At 72.9% G+C, this 14,513-nt stretch carries 11 protein-coding genes; 8 read left to right on the forward strand and 3 right to left on the reverse strand.

Annotated features, from left to right (window positions below):
• The 6 genes from AB8A24_RS33965 to AB8A24_RS33990 form a co-directional block, all read left to right on the forward strand.
• Window positions 1-832, forward strand: an 832-nt coding sequence (locus tag AB8A24_RS33965) for a dihydrolipoamide acetyltransferase family protein (RefSeq protein WP_369478426.1), incomplete at its 5' end; no start/stop codon positions are given.
• Between the two features lie 237 nt (window positions 833-1,069).
• Window positions 1,070-1,465, forward strand: a complete 396-nt coding sequence (locus AB8A24_RS33970) for a hypothetical protein (protein WP_328962468.1) — start codon at window positions 1,070-1,072, stop codon at window positions 1,463-1,465.
• Window positions 1,465-2,019 (forward strand): hypothetical protein, encoded by a 555-nt coding sequence (locus AB8A24_RS33975; protein WP_328962467.1) that lies wholly within the window; start codon window positions 1,465-1,467, stop codon window positions 2,017-2,019. The genes AB8A24_RS33970 and AB8A24_RS33975 overlap by 1 nt, the downstream gene beginning before the upstream one ends.
• A gap of 3 nt (window positions 2,020-2,022) precedes the next feature.
• Window positions 2,023-6,657, forward strand: a complete 4,635-nt coding sequence (locus AB8A24_RS33980; protein WP_369478427.1) for a putative T7SS-secreted protein — start codon at window positions 2,023-2,025, stop codon at window positions 6,655-6,657.
• Entirely contained in the window at window positions 6,650-7,396 is a 747-nt protein-coding gene (locus AB8A24_RS33985) for a hypothetical protein (protein WP_369478428.1), read from the forward strand. Before AB8A24_RS33980 ends, AB8A24_RS33985 begins: the two co-directional genes overlap by 8 nt.
• Window positions 7,397-7,447: 51 nt before the next feature.
• Complete coding sequence (locus AB8A24_RS33990; RefSeq protein WP_369478429.1) at window positions 7,448-8,212, forward strand: hypothetical protein; 765 nt, start codon at window positions 7,448-7,450, stop codon at window positions 8,210-8,212.
• 80 nt (window positions 8,213-8,292) lie between these two features.
• Here the strand turns inward: AB8A24_RS33990 and AB8A24_RS33995 are convergent, their stop codons facing one another.
• The 3 genes from AB8A24_RS33995 to AB8A24_RS34005 all read right to left on the reverse strand — a co-directional run bounded on the left by AB8A24_RS33995 (window position 8,293) and on the right by AB8A24_RS34005 (window position 11,067).
• The gene (locus tag AB8A24_RS33995) at window positions 8,293-8,703 is read right to left on the reverse strand and encodes a PPOX class F420-dependent oxidoreductase (RefSeq protein WP_266382882.1); all 411 of its coding nucleotides are present in this window, start codon (window positions 8,701-8,703) and stop codon (window positions 8,293-8,295) included.
• Window positions 8,704-8,818: 115 nt separating this feature from the next.
• Window positions 8,819-10,033, reverse strand: coding sequence for a DUF1266 domain-containing protein (locus tag AB8A24_RS34000; protein WP_369478430.1), 1,215 nt, complete (start codon window positions 10,031-10,033; stop codon window positions 8,819-8,821).
• 11 nt (window positions 10,034-10,044) lie between these two features.
• Window positions 10,045-11,067: a TetR/AcrR family transcriptional regulator C-terminal domain-containing protein gene (locus AB8A24_RS34005; RefSeq protein WP_369478431.1), complete on the reverse strand. Its 1,023-nt coding sequence runs from the start codon at window positions 11,065-11,067 to the stop codon at window positions 10,045-10,047.
• Between the two features lie 166 nt (window positions 11,068-11,233).
• Here AB8A24_RS34005 and AB8A24_RS34010 point away from each other — a divergent pair, with 166 nt between their 5' ends.
• Together AB8A24_RS34010 and AB8A24_RS34015 are read left to right on the forward strand one after the other, a co-directional pair.
• On the forward strand, window positions 11,234-12,343 hold the full coding sequence (locus tag AB8A24_RS34010) for an FAD-dependent monooxygenase (protein WP_328962461.1): 1,110 nt from the start codon (window positions 11,234-11,236) through the stop codon (window positions 12,341-12,343).
• A gap of 292 nt (window positions 12,344-12,635) precedes the next feature.
• Complete coding sequence (locus AB8A24_RS34015) at window positions 12,636-14,507, forward strand: C1 family peptidase (protein ID WP_328962460.1); 1,872 nt, start codon at window positions 12,636-12,638, stop codon at window positions 14,505-14,507.
• Window positions 14,508-14,513: the final 6 nt, after the last annotated feature.

Raw genomic sequence — 14,513 nt, forward strand, 5'->3', positions numbered from 1 at the left:
GGCCGCCCCCGCGGCGCCCGCCGCCGCGATCACCCCGCAGGCAGCCGCCCCCGCGGCGGCTCCGGCCGCCGCCCCGGCAGCCGTGGCCGCGCCCGTCGCGGCGGCCTCGGCCCCCGCGGTCGACGCCTCGGCGCGGGAGACCCGTATCCCGGTCAAGGGCGTCCGCAAGGTCACCGCGCAGGCCATGGTCGGTTCGGCCTTCACCGCGCCGCACGTCACCGAGTTCATCACCTTCGACGTGACGCGCACGATGAAGCTGGTCCAGGAGCTCAAGGCCGACCCGGACCTCGCGGGGCTGCGGATCAACCCGCTGCTGCTCATCGCCAAGGCCGTGCTGGTGGCCATCCGCCGCAACCCGGACGTCAACGCGTCCTGGGACGAGGCGGCCCAGGAGATCGTGCTCAAGCACTACGTCAACCTGGGCATCGCGGCGGCCACCCCGCGCGGGCTGATCGTCCCGAACATCAAGGACGCGCACGCCAAGACCCTCGGCGAGCTGTCGGAGTCCCTGTCCGCGCTGGTCGCCACGGCCCGTGACGGCAAGACCTCCCCGGCTGACATGCAGAACGGCACGATCACCATCACCAACGTCGGCGTCTTCGGCGTCGACACCGGTACGCCGATCCTGAACCCGGGCGAGTCCGCGATCCTCGCGGTCGGTGCGATCAAGCTCCAGCCGTGGGTCCACAAGGGCAAGGTCAAGCCGCGCCACGTCACCACCCTGGCGCTGTCCTTCGACCACCGTCTGATCGACGGCGAGCTCGGCTCCCGCTTCCTGGCCGACATCGCGTCGGTCCTGGAGCACCCCCGCCGCCTGATCACCTGGTCGTAGCGGCACGTAGGACGTCCCACCCGATGGCCGGTCTCCCTCGCGGAGACCGGCCATCGGCGTTCCGGAGGGCGCTCGTGGGGGTGGCGGTCCTGCGCGGCGGCGACGAGCGGCCCCGGGTCCGGGAGGACCGGGCCGGCTGCGAAGTCGGTGAGATACGCATGGTGTTGGAGGAACCGTCCGACGTCCGAGAGACGTTTCTTCTTTCGTGCCACTGCTCGTACGAGAGGGGAACAGCGGATGGAACTGACCGAAGAAATCGCCGCCTACCATGACGGCGCGGGTGAACCCGGGCGCCTGGTGGGTGAGTTCCGCAGGTCGGCGCTGCTGGCCCCGCTGGAGCAGGGGCCCGGCGGGGGCCTGATGTCCGCCGTCCAGGGCGGTGTCCGCTGGGTGTACGCGTTCACGGACGAGGCGGCCCTCGCCCGCTTCGCGCAGGCACGCGGGGCCGGGGACCGCGAGTGGGAGTACCTCGCGATCCTCGGCGCGCGGCTGGTCGACGCGATCGTCCCGATGATCGACGGACCGGCGGGCGTCGCGGTGAACGTCGCCGACGAGAACGGGGCGATGCTCTTCCCGCCGGTCGTGGGCATCGTGCCCGAGGCCTGCGCCGTCGACCGTGCGGACGCCGCCTGATGGCGGGCGACGGGGACCTGGAGGTCTCGCCGGTCGCGGTCGCGGGCATCCAGAAGGGCCTGCGCGGGGCCATCGCCGAGCTGCGCGAGTCCTCGGACGCGGCCGGCGCCTCGCAGGGGGCGGGTTTCAGCGACCTGGCCATGACCGGCATGGAGGCCGGCCACATGGGGCTGGCCACCGACTTCGAGGACTTCTGCGAGCTCTGGGAATGGGGCGTGCGCAGCCTCGTCCAGAACGCGAGCACCCTCGCACGCTCCCTCGGTATCGCCGCCGGGACGGTCTGGGAGGAGGACCAGTACCTCCAGGGCGCGTTCAAGGTCGCGGCCAACGCCGCGTACGGCAACCCGCACGCGAGCGAGGACGAGATCGAGCAGAAGGGCTGGGGCGACATCTTCCGGGCCGACGTCTACAAGCCGGACTACAGCGCGGAGTCGTTCGAGAAGAGCGCGCAGGACATCGAGCAGACCTGGTCCGACACGGGCGACAAGCTGACCTCCAGCGGGAAGATCGGCTCGCTGAAGGACCTGCTGGACCAGGCGGACGGGGGGCGCTGACCGATGGGTTGGAGGGATTTCGTACCGGACTCGGTCGAGGACTGGGCCGAGGACCGGGCCGAGGACGTCGGCGACGCCATCGAGTGGACCGGCGACAAGGTCGCCGACGTGGCGGAGGACGTCGGACTCGACGAGGCGGGCGACTGGATCCGCGACAAGAGCCGCTCCGCCGCCAACCAGCTCGGCGCGGACGTCGCGGAGATGGAGCTCGGGCAGACCGAGGACCCGAAGAAGCTGGTCTACGGCAGCGTGTCGAAGATCCGCGCGCAGGTCTCGCACCTGAGTGACTTCGAGCTCTCGTTCACCCTCGTCGGCAACGGCCTGAAGGCCCTGGAGGGCGACGGCCTGAAGGGCGCCTCGGCGGACGCGTTCCGGGACGCGATAGCCAAGGAGCCGCCGCGCTGGTTCAAGGCGGCCGAGTCCTTCGGCAAGGCGGCCGACGCGATCAACCGGTTCGCCGACACCGTGGAGTGGGCGCAGGGCCAGGCCAAGGAGGCTCTGGAGGAGTACAACAAGGCCAAGAAGGTCTCGCAGGACGCGCGCAACGCCTACAACAAGTCGATCGACGTCTACAAGGAAGCGGTCGAGGCGAAGAAGGACACGCTGCCGCCGCGACCGGCGGACGATTTCACCGATCCCGGCGTTCCGCTCGCCAAGGCCGCCCAGGACAAGCTCGACACCGCGCGCAAGCAGCGCAACGAGGTCGCGGAGACGGCCCGTACGGCGATCCGGGCGGCCCGTGACGCGGCCCCGCCCAAACCCTCGTACGCCGCGCAGCTCCAGGACGGCATGGACTACCTGGACCTCGCGCAGACCCACCTGGCGGGCGGCGTCGTCAAGGGCACCGCCGGCATCGTCAACTTCGCCCGCGCCCTCAACCCGACCGACCCGTACAACCTGACCCATCCCGCCGAGTACATGACGAACCTCAACTCGACGGCCGCCGGTCTGGTCACCATGGCCAACGACCCGTGGGGCGCGGGCAAGCAGATGCTCGACGAGTTCATGAAGGACCCCTCCGAGGGCGTGGGCAAGCTCCTGCCCGAACTCATCGGCTCCAAAGGCCTGGGCGCCGCGAAGAAGGGCGGCTCGGCCGCACGGCACCTGGACGATCTGGACGGCCCCGGCCGCAAGGAGACCGACCGGCACGGACCGCACCACGGTGAGCGGTCCGACGGGGACAAGCCCAGCGAGGGCACCGACCCCGTCGACCTCGCCACCGGCCGCATGTACCTCCCGCAGACGGACGTGGTCCTCCCCGGTACCTTCCCGTTCGCGTTCACGCGCCGGGCGGAGTCCGGCTACCTGGCGGGCCGCTGGTTCGGCCCGACCTGGTCCTCCACGATCGACCAGCACCTGGAGATCGACGCGAAGGGCATCGTCCTGGTCTCCGAGGACGGCCTGCGGGTCGGCTATCCGCATCCCGCGCCCGGTGTGCCCGTGCTGCCGGTGTCGGCGTCGGGCCCGCGCCGGCCGCTGGCGCGCACCGCGGACGGCGACTGGACGCTGACGGACCCCCTGACGGGCGCCGTGCGCCGGTTCACCCCACCGGCCGACGGCGCCGAGAACGGCATCGCGCCGATCGCCCAGCTGGAGGATCCGAACGGCAACCACGTCATCTTCGAATACGACGAACACGGCACACCGCTGGGCATCTCCCACTCCGGCGGCTACCGACTGGGCTTCGAGACCGACGGCGGCCGGATCACCGCCCTGCACCTGGCCGGCGGCGGCCGCGTCCTCGCGTACGGATACACCGACGGGAACCTGACCGAGGTCACCAACTCCTCCGGCCTGCCGCTGCGGTTCACCTACGACGACCGCGCCCGCATCACCGCGTGGACCGACACGAACGACCGCCGCTACGAGTACGCCTACGACGATCTCGACCGGTGCGTGGCGGAGGCCGGTGAGGCGGGCCACATCGCCCTCACCTTCCGCTACGACGACGTGGACCCGCGGACCGGTCACCGCGTGACGCGGATGACGACCGCCGCCGGGCACACCCGCAGCTACCTGATCGACGAGCGCTACCGGGTGGTGGCCGAGACCGATCCGCTCGGTGCGGTCACCCGGTACGCGTACGACGGCGGCGGCCGCCGGATCGCGCACACCGACCCGCTCGGCCACACCACCCGCAGCACCTTCGACGACACGGGCCGCCTGGTCTCCTTCGTCCGGCCCGACGGCCGGGAGGCGCGCGCCGAGTACAACGACCTCGGTCGTCCCGTGAAAGTCGTCTCCGTGGACGGCTCGGTCGTCCGCCAGACCTACGACGAGCGCGCGAACCGCACCTCGGTCAGCCGCCCCGACGGTACGGTCACCCACTTCGGCCACGACGAGCACGGCCACCTCACCACCGTCACCGACCCCGGGGGCGCGGTCACCCGGATCCGCACCGACCGGGCCGGGCTGCCGCTCGCCGTCACCGACAGGCTCGGCGCCACCACCACCTACGAACGGGACGCCTTCGGGCGCATCACGTCGGTCACCGACCCGCTCGGCGCGGTCACGCGCATGGAGTGGACGGTCGAGGGCAAGCCGCTGCACCGGACCGACCCGGACGGCCGCCGTCGCTCGTGGGCGTACGACGGCGAGGGCAACTGCCTGACCCGTACGGACGGGGACGGTCCGGACGCCAGGGCGGTGCACTTCGAGTACACCCACTTCGACCTGCTCGCCGCCCGCACCGACGCCGACGGCGCGCGCCACGCGTACGCGTACGACGCCGAGCTGCGGCTGACCGAGGTCCGCAACCCGCAGGGCATGACCTGGGAGTACGCCTACGACCCGGCGGGCCGGCTCGTCCGGGAGAGCGACTTCGACGGCCGGGTGCTCGACTACGGCTACGATCCCGCGAGCCGACTCGTCACCCGCACCGACGCCCTCGGGCAGCGGATCACCTTCGAACGGGACGCCCAGGGACACACCGTGCGCAAGGACGCGGGCGGCACGGTGACGACGTACGAGTACGACGTCTTCGACCGGCTCGCCGTCGCGGTGTGCGGGGACAGCGTGCTGACCCGGCTGCGGGACCGGGCGGGCCGGCTCCTCCAGGAGACGGTCGACGGCCGCACCCTCACCTACAGCTACGACGCCCTGGGCCGCCGCACCGGCCGGACCACCCCGACGGGGGCCGTCGCCACCTGGGCGTACGACGCCGCCGGCCGCCACGACGCCCTGACCACCTCCGGCCGCCGCATCGACTTCACCCACGACGCGGCGGGCCAGGAACTCAGCCGCACGTACGCGGACGCCGTCACCCTCGACCAGGCGTGGGACGACACCGGCCGGCTGGTCGAGCAGCGACTCACGGGCTCCGGGCAGACCGTGGTGCAGCGCCGCGGGTACACCTACCGGTCCGACGGGGTCCTCACCGGGGTCGACGACCTGCTGGCCGGCCCGCGCAGCTTCGACCTCGACCCGCGGGGCCGGGTGACGGCGGTGCACGCCGAGAACTGGACCGAGCGCTACGCCTACGACGAGGCCGGCAACCAGACCTCCGCGTCCTGGCCCGGCGATCACCCCGGAGGCCAGGACGCCACGGGACCGCGCACCTACGAGGGCACCCGGTTGACCGGCGCGGGCCGGGTCCGCCACGAGTACGACGCCCTCGGCCGGGTCGTGCTCCGCCAGAAGCCCCGGCTCTCGCGCAAGCCCGACACCTGGCGCTACACATGGGACGCCGAGGACCGGATCACGGCCGTCACCACCCCGGACGGGACGCGCTGGCGGTACACGTACGACCCGCTGGGACGGCGTACGGCCAAGGAACGGATGACGCCCGACGGCCTGGCGGTGGCCGAGCGCACGGTCTTCACCTGGGACGGCAGCGTGCTGTGCGAGCAGACCAGCACCTCGGCGCAGGCGGCCGGCGAGATCGCCCTGACCTGGGACCACCGCGGTCTGCAGCCGATCGCGCAGACCGAGCGGATGCTCGACGCACGCCAGGAGGTGGTGGACGAGCGGTTCTACGCCATCGTCACCGACCTGGTGGGCGCGCCCGCCGAACTCGTCGACGAGCACGGTGAACTGGCCTGGCGCAGCCGCTCCACGCTGTGGGGCTCGACGGCCTGGAACCGGGACGCCACGGCGTACACGCCCCTGCGTTTCCCCGGCCAGTACTTCGACGCCGAATCGGGCCTGCACCACAACTACTTCCGCACGTACGACCCCGAGACCGCCCGTTACCTGAGTCCGGACCCGCTGGGCCTGGCGGCGGCCCCCAATCCGGTGACGTACGTCGCCGACCCCCATCGGTGGTGCGACCCCTTCGGGCTGGCCCCCTACTCGGACAGCACCCGGGCGGCGCAGGGCGTCGACCACCAGCTCAACGAGGCGGAGAGCGGCAAGGACAACCACTACCTCAAAGGCATCAACGGCGACGAGGTGAAACTGGAGAAGTACCTGCGCGGTCATCTGCAGTCGCCGGCCAACTACGTCGACGACGCGACGGGGGCGCGGATCATCATCGACCGCAGCCTCGACCCGTCCAGGCCGGTGGCCATCATCCGCCAGGACAATATGATCCACGGGTACCACATCGACCCGGAGGACCTCTCCAACTACATCACCCCCCGCGATGGCAAGGATCAGGCGAAGTGGCGCACCCCGAAACCCGAAGAGATCAATGAATAGCCCCGCCCCCACCCCCCGCGAGCCCGAACCCGACTGGCCGGGCTACCACGCCGAGCCGTCCTACGACCCGGGCCGAAGCCAGGTCTTCCCGGCCCCGGTGCCGGCGGAGCTGAGGGCGCTCGGCGACGAGGTCCGGGCCGCCGACTGGCCGGTGCGGCTCGCCTTCCGCAAGTCCCGCGTCGAGCTGCTCGACACGCTCTGCCGCTGGCAGACCCTGCGCGCGCTGGCGTACGTGCACCTGCTGGCCGCCCGCACGGGCGACGAGCGGCTGCCGACCGACCTGCGGGTGGTCCCCGGTCCGGACACGGCCGGCGATCCGCGCCTGCCCGAGCTGCTGGCGCGGCTGGAGCGGGCTGCCGTGGACCTCCCGGCGGACCTGCTGGACGCGATCGTCTGCGACAGCGGCGGACTGCTCGCGGACAACCGGTTCGCGGCATCGGTGCTGGCCGCCGGACTCACCGCCGATTCCCGGCCGCGGGACCCGGACGAGGCGGTCTCCCGGGCCGTGGTGCTCACCAGCTACTGGTACGAGGTGCCCGACCGGCGCGGCGCACTGGCCCTGGCGTGGAGCGCGAACCTGTTCGTGCGGTCCTGGCTGTCGTGGTCGCGGCAGTTCGTCCACGGCGACCCGGCGGGCGGCATCGGCATCACCTCGGACCCCCGCCCGCCCCGCCCGGTGGCGTCCGTCCTGCCGGACTGGGCGGCGCCCCTGCTGGAACGCGTCCAGGGTTCCCCGTGAGCGCGTCCGCACGCCCCGCGAGGTAACCTCCGCCCGGGGAAGGGGGCGCGGGTGTCCATCGCCGAACTGCAGGTGTACTCCGTCGAGGAGGCCGACGTCACGGGCGGCGTGTGCGTGGTCCGGTGCGTCGGCGGGGTGGCCCGGGCCGGACAGGTCTACGCCGTCGGGGAGTTCCGGATCGGCCTGCGCCGGATCGAGCGCCACGGGCGGGCCGTCGGCTCCTTCGAGGCCGGGCACATCGCGAAGGTCCACCTCGCGGGCGCCATGGTCGCGCTGCTCACCCGGGGGCAGGTGCTGACCTCGGTGCCGCCCGACGGGCACGCGCTGGAGGAACTGGAGGCCTGGCTGGCCACCGACCCGCCGCTGCGCGACGAACCGCACCCGCGGACCCTGCGCGTCCTGGCCGGGGTGCGGATGCGCGACGAGCGGCTGCCGGACGCGATCCGGCTGCGCTGGGGCCGGATCGCGCTGGCCGCCACCCACCGCTGCGCGCGGGCCGAGGGCGGGCCCGAGCTGCTGCGGGCGTCCGAACTGGCCTCCGTACAGGTCTACTTGATCGAGCAGTTCGGAGCGGACCGGGGCGGTGACCCGGCCGCCCTGTGCCGGGAGCTGCTGGCGCTGATGGACCTGGGTCCGGAGCAGGCCGCGGCGCAGGGCCGGGTCTGGCGGGACCTCCCGTACCACCGGATCCGGCATCTGCGCCGGATCAAGAGCCTGATCCCGTGGCTGGTGCTCGTCCGGCCCCACCTCGCGGACACCGACCCGGCGGCGCGGGCGGTCGACGCCTGGGCCGAGGTCCGGCCCGAACTCCCCTGAGGGGTGCCCGGGCGGCCCCGGCGTGCCCGGCGGCCCCGGCGTGCCCGGCGGCCCCGGCGTGCCCGGCGGGCCCGGCGGGCCTACCGGGCCGCGTTGCCGAGGACCTTGGTCGGGGTGATGCGGACGACCACCCGGACGTCCTGCGCCGGGGCGTCCGCGTACTCCTTGCCGGCGCCCGGGCCCATGTACTCCTCGGCGATGCGCACGGCCACCGCCCGGCCGATGTCCTCGGTCACGGTGGCCGTGCCGCGGATCTCCACGTAGAGGAAGGGGTTGGCCAGGTCGAAGACGGTCAGGCCGACCCGACCGTCCCGGACGATGTTGCGCTCCTTGCGGCGGCCCTGCTCGGTGGAGACCAGCAGGTCGCCGCCGTCGCGGGTCACCCAGATCACCGAACTCTGGGGACTTCCGTCGGGGTTGATGGTCGACAGGACTGCGGGGTGCGGCGCGTCGAGCAGCCCTCGCACGGTCTCGTTCAGCTCAACAGTCATGGTGGCGAGGCTAGTCGGGCGGCCGGTGGCCCGCCGCCGGATAACGGCCGGGGCCACCGACTACCCGAGGTCGGCGACCGCGCGGACAGGGCCCGCCCTGATCGACCGACACCCCCTAGGCGCCCTGGTTCCAGGGGATGTTGAGCCAGGGGCTGGCCGGGTCGGTCGTCAGGGCGAGGTGGGCGGCGAGGGCGGTCGTGTACCAGGTGCCGAACTCCTCCTCGTCGAAGTGCAGACACCGGCCGAGGACGTACCCGGCGGAGAACTCCGCCCACGAGCGGTACGTGTCGCGCGCGGCCTCCCCGGCGCGCAGTACGGCCTTCTCGGCCTCGGCGACGGTCCCGTAGCGACAGCCGACGCCCCAGCGGGCCATCTGCGAGGCCCGGCCGATGTCCCAGCCCTCCACCGAGCGGACCCAGCCGTCCTCGGGGAGCAGTCCGTCGGCCCGGAAGCGCTGTTCGTAGCGGGTGATCCGCCCGATGAGGCGTTTGACGCCGGCTATCTCCCCCTCGACCTCGGCGGCCGGGCGCGGCCGGGCGACGGTGACCCCGTCGGGGGTGAGCTGCGGTTCGGCGGCGCGTTCGGCGCCGCGGCGCAGGCTCGCCTCGGCGGCGTGCCGCCAGTGCTCGATGTCCACCGGCCCGGCGAAGTCGGAGGCGAGGGCGCGCCGGATGCGGAGCGCGTACTCCCAGACGGGACTGACCATCCCGCGGTCCAGCAGGGTGTCCAGGGTGGCGAGCCAGTCGGGCCGGTCGGTGATGCTCCAGCTCTTCGCGACGCGGTGGCGCTCGTACTGGTAGCCGCTGCCGTGGTAGGCGAGGGAGTTCCAGAACTCGCCGTTCGTCACGGCGAGATGGCAGCCGACGGCGAGACCGTGGGCGACGGGCCCGTGCAGCGGGCCGCCGGTGAACAGGGCGTGGACCTTGCCCTCGGGCAGGCCGTAGTGCGGGGCGGCCTCCGCGTGGGCGCGCCAGCGGGCCAGGTCGGCGGGGGTGGTGGTGAGGTAGGCCTCGGCGGGGGAACGCGGGTTCACGGCGAGGAAGGCGGGGTCGTCGGCGGCCCAGACCTCGGAGAACCAGCGCAGGCTCCGGGACTCGTAGACCGTCTCGGAGGTGGGGGCGGGCAGCATGCCGGGGGTGTGGACGACGAGCGTCCGGTCCGGGGTGGTGTGGAAGAACACCGAGTCGGGGTGCGCGTCGGACCGCTTGCGGGACTGCGCCACGTACAGCGGGGTCCGGGCCAGCACGTCGAAGTAGGCGGCCCAGTCACCGGCGGACTTGGCCTCGTACAGCTCTCTCTCGATGGCGCTCGGCGCGATCCACGTCCCCATACGGCCCGAGCCTATACGGGCGCCGGCCCGGGGCCGTGGGAGCGTCCCGGGCCTTCGACGACGGGGGTCAGGCCGTCGAGGAGGGCCCGCAGGCCGAGCTCGAACAGCGTGTCGAGCCGCAGGTCGTAGCCGTCCTCGAAGGAGCCGACCAGCTTGGCGAAGGTCGGGAAGCGGCCGGAGTCGACCAGTTCCCGCAGGACGGGGGCGCGGCTGTCCATCCACTGGTCCTCCGACTGGCCCGTGGTGGCTTCGGCGTCGGCCTCCAGCTCCAGGTGCCCCGCCAGGCCGTGCACATGGCTGTAGAGCAGGACGTGGATGTCGAAGAGCGCGGTCGGGTCGAGTCCGTGGCCGTCGAGGGCGCCCAGCATCCACTCGCCGTGGACCATGAGGTTGGGCACCAGCAGCGGGCGGGTGAGTGAGCCGATCCGGGCCAGCCACGGGTGCTTGCGGTAGATCCGCCACAGGGTCCGGGCGCCCACCTCGACGCGCGCCCGCCAGCCCTCGGCGGCGGCGGTGGTGGAGTCGGCGGCGTCGGCGCCGGCGTCGGTGGGGGACTCCTCGCCGTAGGCGGCGTCGGCCATGAGGAGGACCAGCTCCTCCTTGCTGGGGACGTACCGGTAGGTCGACATCGGCGCGACGCCGAGCCGGGCCGCGACACCGCGCATGGAGAGCGCCGCGAGTCCTTCGGCGTCGGCGATCTCGACGGCGGCGCGGACGATCCGGTCGAGGGTCAGCTCCGGCTCGGTGTCCGGGGCGGGCGAGGGGCGCCGGCGGGCCGGTGCGGCGGGGGTGCTCCCGGCGACGACCGTGCCGATCCGGGGACGGGCCTCGACCAGGCCCTCCAGGCGCAGGGTGGTCAGGGCCTTGGTGGCGGTGGCGAGCGCGACGCCCCATTCCGCGGCGATCTGCCGGGTGGAGGGCACCCGGTCCCCGGGCGTGAGTTCCCCGTCCGCGATGCGCCGCCGGATCGTGGCGACGATGCGCAGGTAGGGCGGATCGCCTGCCGCGCCGGCCGTGCCTGTGGTCTGCGTCACGTTCTGCCGCCTTTCGGTCCTGTACTAGTGCAGAGGGTACCAGTGATGATGTCCGTCAGGGCTGTTCTGAACTAGTACAGGCAGCGTATTTTGCCAGTTGAGAGGGCTGTGCGTACGTCGTACATTCAGAGTGCGTACAGCGTACGAATCACCGAAGGAGCTTCTCATGCGGACCGTACTCATCTCCGGCGGCGGCATCGCGGGTCCCGTTCTCGCCCACCTCCTGCACGGCCACGGCTTCGAGCCCACCGTCGTCGAGCGCGCCCCGGGCGTGCGCGGCGGCGGGCAGGCCGTGGACATCCGCGGCGTCGCGCTCGACGTGATGGAGCGCATGGGCCTGCTGGAGCGGGCGAGCCGTGTACGCACCCGGATGCGCGGCATGTCGATCCTCGGCCCCGACGGCAGCGAGGTCGGCCGCTCCACCGAGGCGACCTTCAGCAGCGGCCGGCTCGACGGCGAGGACATCGAGGTGCTGCGCGAGGACCTGGTGCGGATCGTCCACGAACACACCCGCGCCGACGTCGAGTACCTCTTCGGTGACACCGTCACCGGGCTGGAGGAGGACGAGGACGGGGTGCGGGTGGAGTTCGCGCACGCGGCGCCGCGCACCTTCGACCTCGTCGTCGGGGCGGACGGCCTGCACTCCACCGTGCGGCGCCTGGCCTTCGGCCCCGAGCAGCCCTACGCCCACCACCTGGGCAGCTACCTCTCGGTGTTCGGCACGGACAACTTCCTCGGCCTGCAGGACTGGCAGATGTGGCTGCGGGACGCGGACATGGGCTTCGGCATCATGCCCGTCCGCGACAACACCGAACTGCGCATCGCCTTCGGCTTCGAGTCCGCCCCCCTCGCCCCGGAACTGCGCACCGCCGAGGCCCTGCGGCGGACCGTCGTCGACCGGCTGGAGTCCCTGCGGTGGCAAGGGCCCCGCCTGGCCGAGGCCGCTCGCAAGGCCCCCGACTTCTACTGCGACGCCATGGCCCAGATCCGCATGGACCGGTGGTCCCGCGGCCGGGTCGTCCTGCTCGGGGACGCCGGCTACTGCCCCTCCCCCCTCTCGGGGCAGGGCACCAGCCTGGCCCTGGTGGGCGCCCACGTGCTGGCCGACTCCCTCGTGCGCTCCCGCGGGGACCACCTCGCCGCGTACGTCCGCTACGAGGAGCGGCTGCGGCCCTTCGTCGACCTCAACCAGGCGCTGGCGACGGAGAACCCGGGCGGACCCGCCTCCGAGGAATCCGTGACCCGCGCCAAGAACGCGATCTCGCTGGACGACTGAACCCCGGTGAACGGTCAGACCGCGGCGGCGTCCCGCACCCCGACGAAGAGGACGATCACGAACGTCGCTCCGATGACCTGCCCGGTGGCGTAGCTGGACGAGGTGGGGTCCACGGACAGGGAGATCATGATCGGATCATACGCGGGGCCCGTGGCGCGGCACGCCCCCTCGTGCCACCGCGCGACCGTGCGGACCCCCTTGACGCCCCCGGACGCCGGGGAGACGCTCCCGGGTCTTGGATCCGAACGGTTGCAGCTGGGGGGCCGCCATGCCGGAGGAGTCTGTGCAATCGGTGGGGGAGTTGCGCGCGCGGCTCGTCGCACAGGGGGCGCGCTGGTCGGTACTGGAGCATCTCGCCGACGAGGAGCCCGTGCCGCGGCCCTCGCTCGGTCTGGAGCCCGGGGCGAATCTGACCACCGCCGAGGAGGCGGGGACGATCGATCTGCCGGGGATCATCGGGCACCCGAGCGGCAATCCGCACCTGACCCGGCGCCGCGCCGCCCACGGGCTGCTGCCGGGGGTCGAGGGGCCCTCGGTCGGAGCCCGGCCCGCGGCCGTGGACTGGCGCAACCGCTGGGGTCGGCCGTGGATCACCAAGGTCAAGGACCAGAACCCGTGCGGTTCCTGCTGGGCCTTCGGCGCCGCCGGCCTGGTGGAGTCCATGGCCCGGATCGAGCACGACGTATGGGCACGGCGGTCCGAGGGGGACGTCCACGACGGCCTGCGCTTCAGCTGCGGCCAGGGCAGCAACCCGGAGACCGCCCTCGACTGGATCAAGGCGAACGGCGGGCTCGCCGACCCGGACTGCTGGCCGTACAGCACCCCGCCCGCCGGGCTGCCGGCCGCCCGCCGCGACGCCTGGCGCGCCGAGTACACGCCCAGTTGGGACCGGTCCGGTCGGACCGTCCGGATCACCGACTACGTCCGGCTCGGCGACGTGGAGCAGCAGAAGGTCTGGCTGGACACGGTCGGCCCGCTGACCGCCTGCTTCGACGTCTACGACGACTTCTTCGCGCTCGGCTCCGGCGTGTACCACCGTACGAGCGACCGTCTCGCGGGCGGACACTGCGTGTTGGTCGTCGGCTACGACGACGCGGCCGGCTGCTGGCTGTTCAAGAACTCCTGGGGGACGGGCTACCACGTCGGCGGCTACGGCCGGATCGCCTACGGCGAGGTCGACATCGACCACTGGGCCAAGTGCGGCCTGCGCGGCACCAACCCCGACCCGTGGACCAAGCGCCGGCTGCACACCGGCAACGTCTACGAGAGCGGCAACGGCCGCGCCCACCGCAATTTCGAGCTCCTCGCCACCGCCCCCGGCGGCCGCCTCCAGCACTGGTGGCGCGAGGGCGACTCCCCGTTCGCGTGGGCCCGCGCCGGTACCTTCGCCACCGACGCCTCCGGCCAGCCCGCCTTCACCGGCACCACCTACAACCGCAACATGGAGTCCCTGCACGTGACCACCGGCGGCCGGCTGCGCCACTGGTACTACGAGCAGTCCGCGGCCGTCTGGCGCGACGGCGGCGTCTTCGGGCCGGGCGACGCGGCGGCCGGCTCGACCCCCGCGTTCATCCAGAGCGACTACGGCAAGCCGGGCAACTTCGAGGTGGTCGTCCGGACCGCCGACGGCCGCCTCAACCACTGGTGGCGGATCAACGGCGCCCCCTGGACCTGGAACGACGGCGGCCGGTTCGGCTCCGGCATCGCCCACTACGGGCCCGCCCTCGTCCAGACCCGCGCCCGCCACCTCGACCTCGTCGCCACCCTCACCGACGGCCGCATGCAGCTGTGGTGGCGCGACGATCCCGACGGCTTCACCTGGCGGGCCGGGGAGATCTTCGGCAGCGGTACGGCGGCCGTCTCCGCGCCCTGCCTGATCGAGGGGCAGTTCGGGGCCGCCGACGAGGACACCGCCGGGAACTACGAGCTGTGCGTGGCCGTCGCCGGCGGGCAGGTCGAGCACTGGTGGCGCGGCAACGCGGGCGGCTCCCCCTGGCGGCGCGGCGCGGTCTTCGGGCACGACGTCGCCCGCGTCACCGGGATGCTCCAGGGCAGCTTCGGGTTCAACCTGGAAGTCATCGTCCTGCGCACCGACCGCCGCCTTCAGCACTACTGGCGTGACGGCGCGGGCTGGCACGAGGGGTCGGTGATCGGCCCCGTCTGAGAGGAC

Origin of the sequence: Streptomyces sp. BF23-19 (genome assembly GCF_041106355.1) — a bacterium.
Taxonomy (GTDB): Bacteria; Actinomycetota; Actinomycetes; order Streptomycetales; family Streptomycetaceae; genus Streptomyces; species Streptomyces virginiae_A.

Coding starts and splice junctions, on each gene's coding strand:
- AB8A24_RS33970 (WP_328962468.1), top strand. CDS start 1,070: ATGGAACTGACCGAAGAAATCGCCGCCTACCATGACGGCGCGGGTGAA.
- AB8A24_RS33975 (WP_328962467.1), top strand. CDS start 1,465: ATGGCGGGCGACGGGGACCTGGAGGTCTCGCCGGTCGCGGTCGCGGGC.
- AB8A24_RS33980 (WP_369478427.1), top strand. CDS start 2,023: ATGGGTTGGAGGGATTTCGTACCGGACTCGGTCGAGGACTGGGCCGAG.
- AB8A24_RS33985 (WP_369478428.1), top strand. CDS start 6,650: ATGAATAGCCCCGCCCCCACCCCCCGCGAGCCCGAACCCGACTGGCCG.
- AB8A24_RS33995 (WP_266382882.1), bottom strand. CDS start 8,703: ATGACTGTTGAGCTGAACGAGACCGTGCGAGGGCTGCTCGACGCGCCG.
- AB8A24_RS34000 (WP_369478430.1), bottom strand. CDS start 10,033: ATGGGGACGTGGATCGCGCCGAGCGCCATCGAGAGAGAGCTGTACGAG.
- AB8A24_RS34010 (WP_328962461.1), top strand. CDS start 11,234: ATGCGGACCGTACTCATCTCCGGCGGCGGCATCGCGGGTCCCGTTCTC.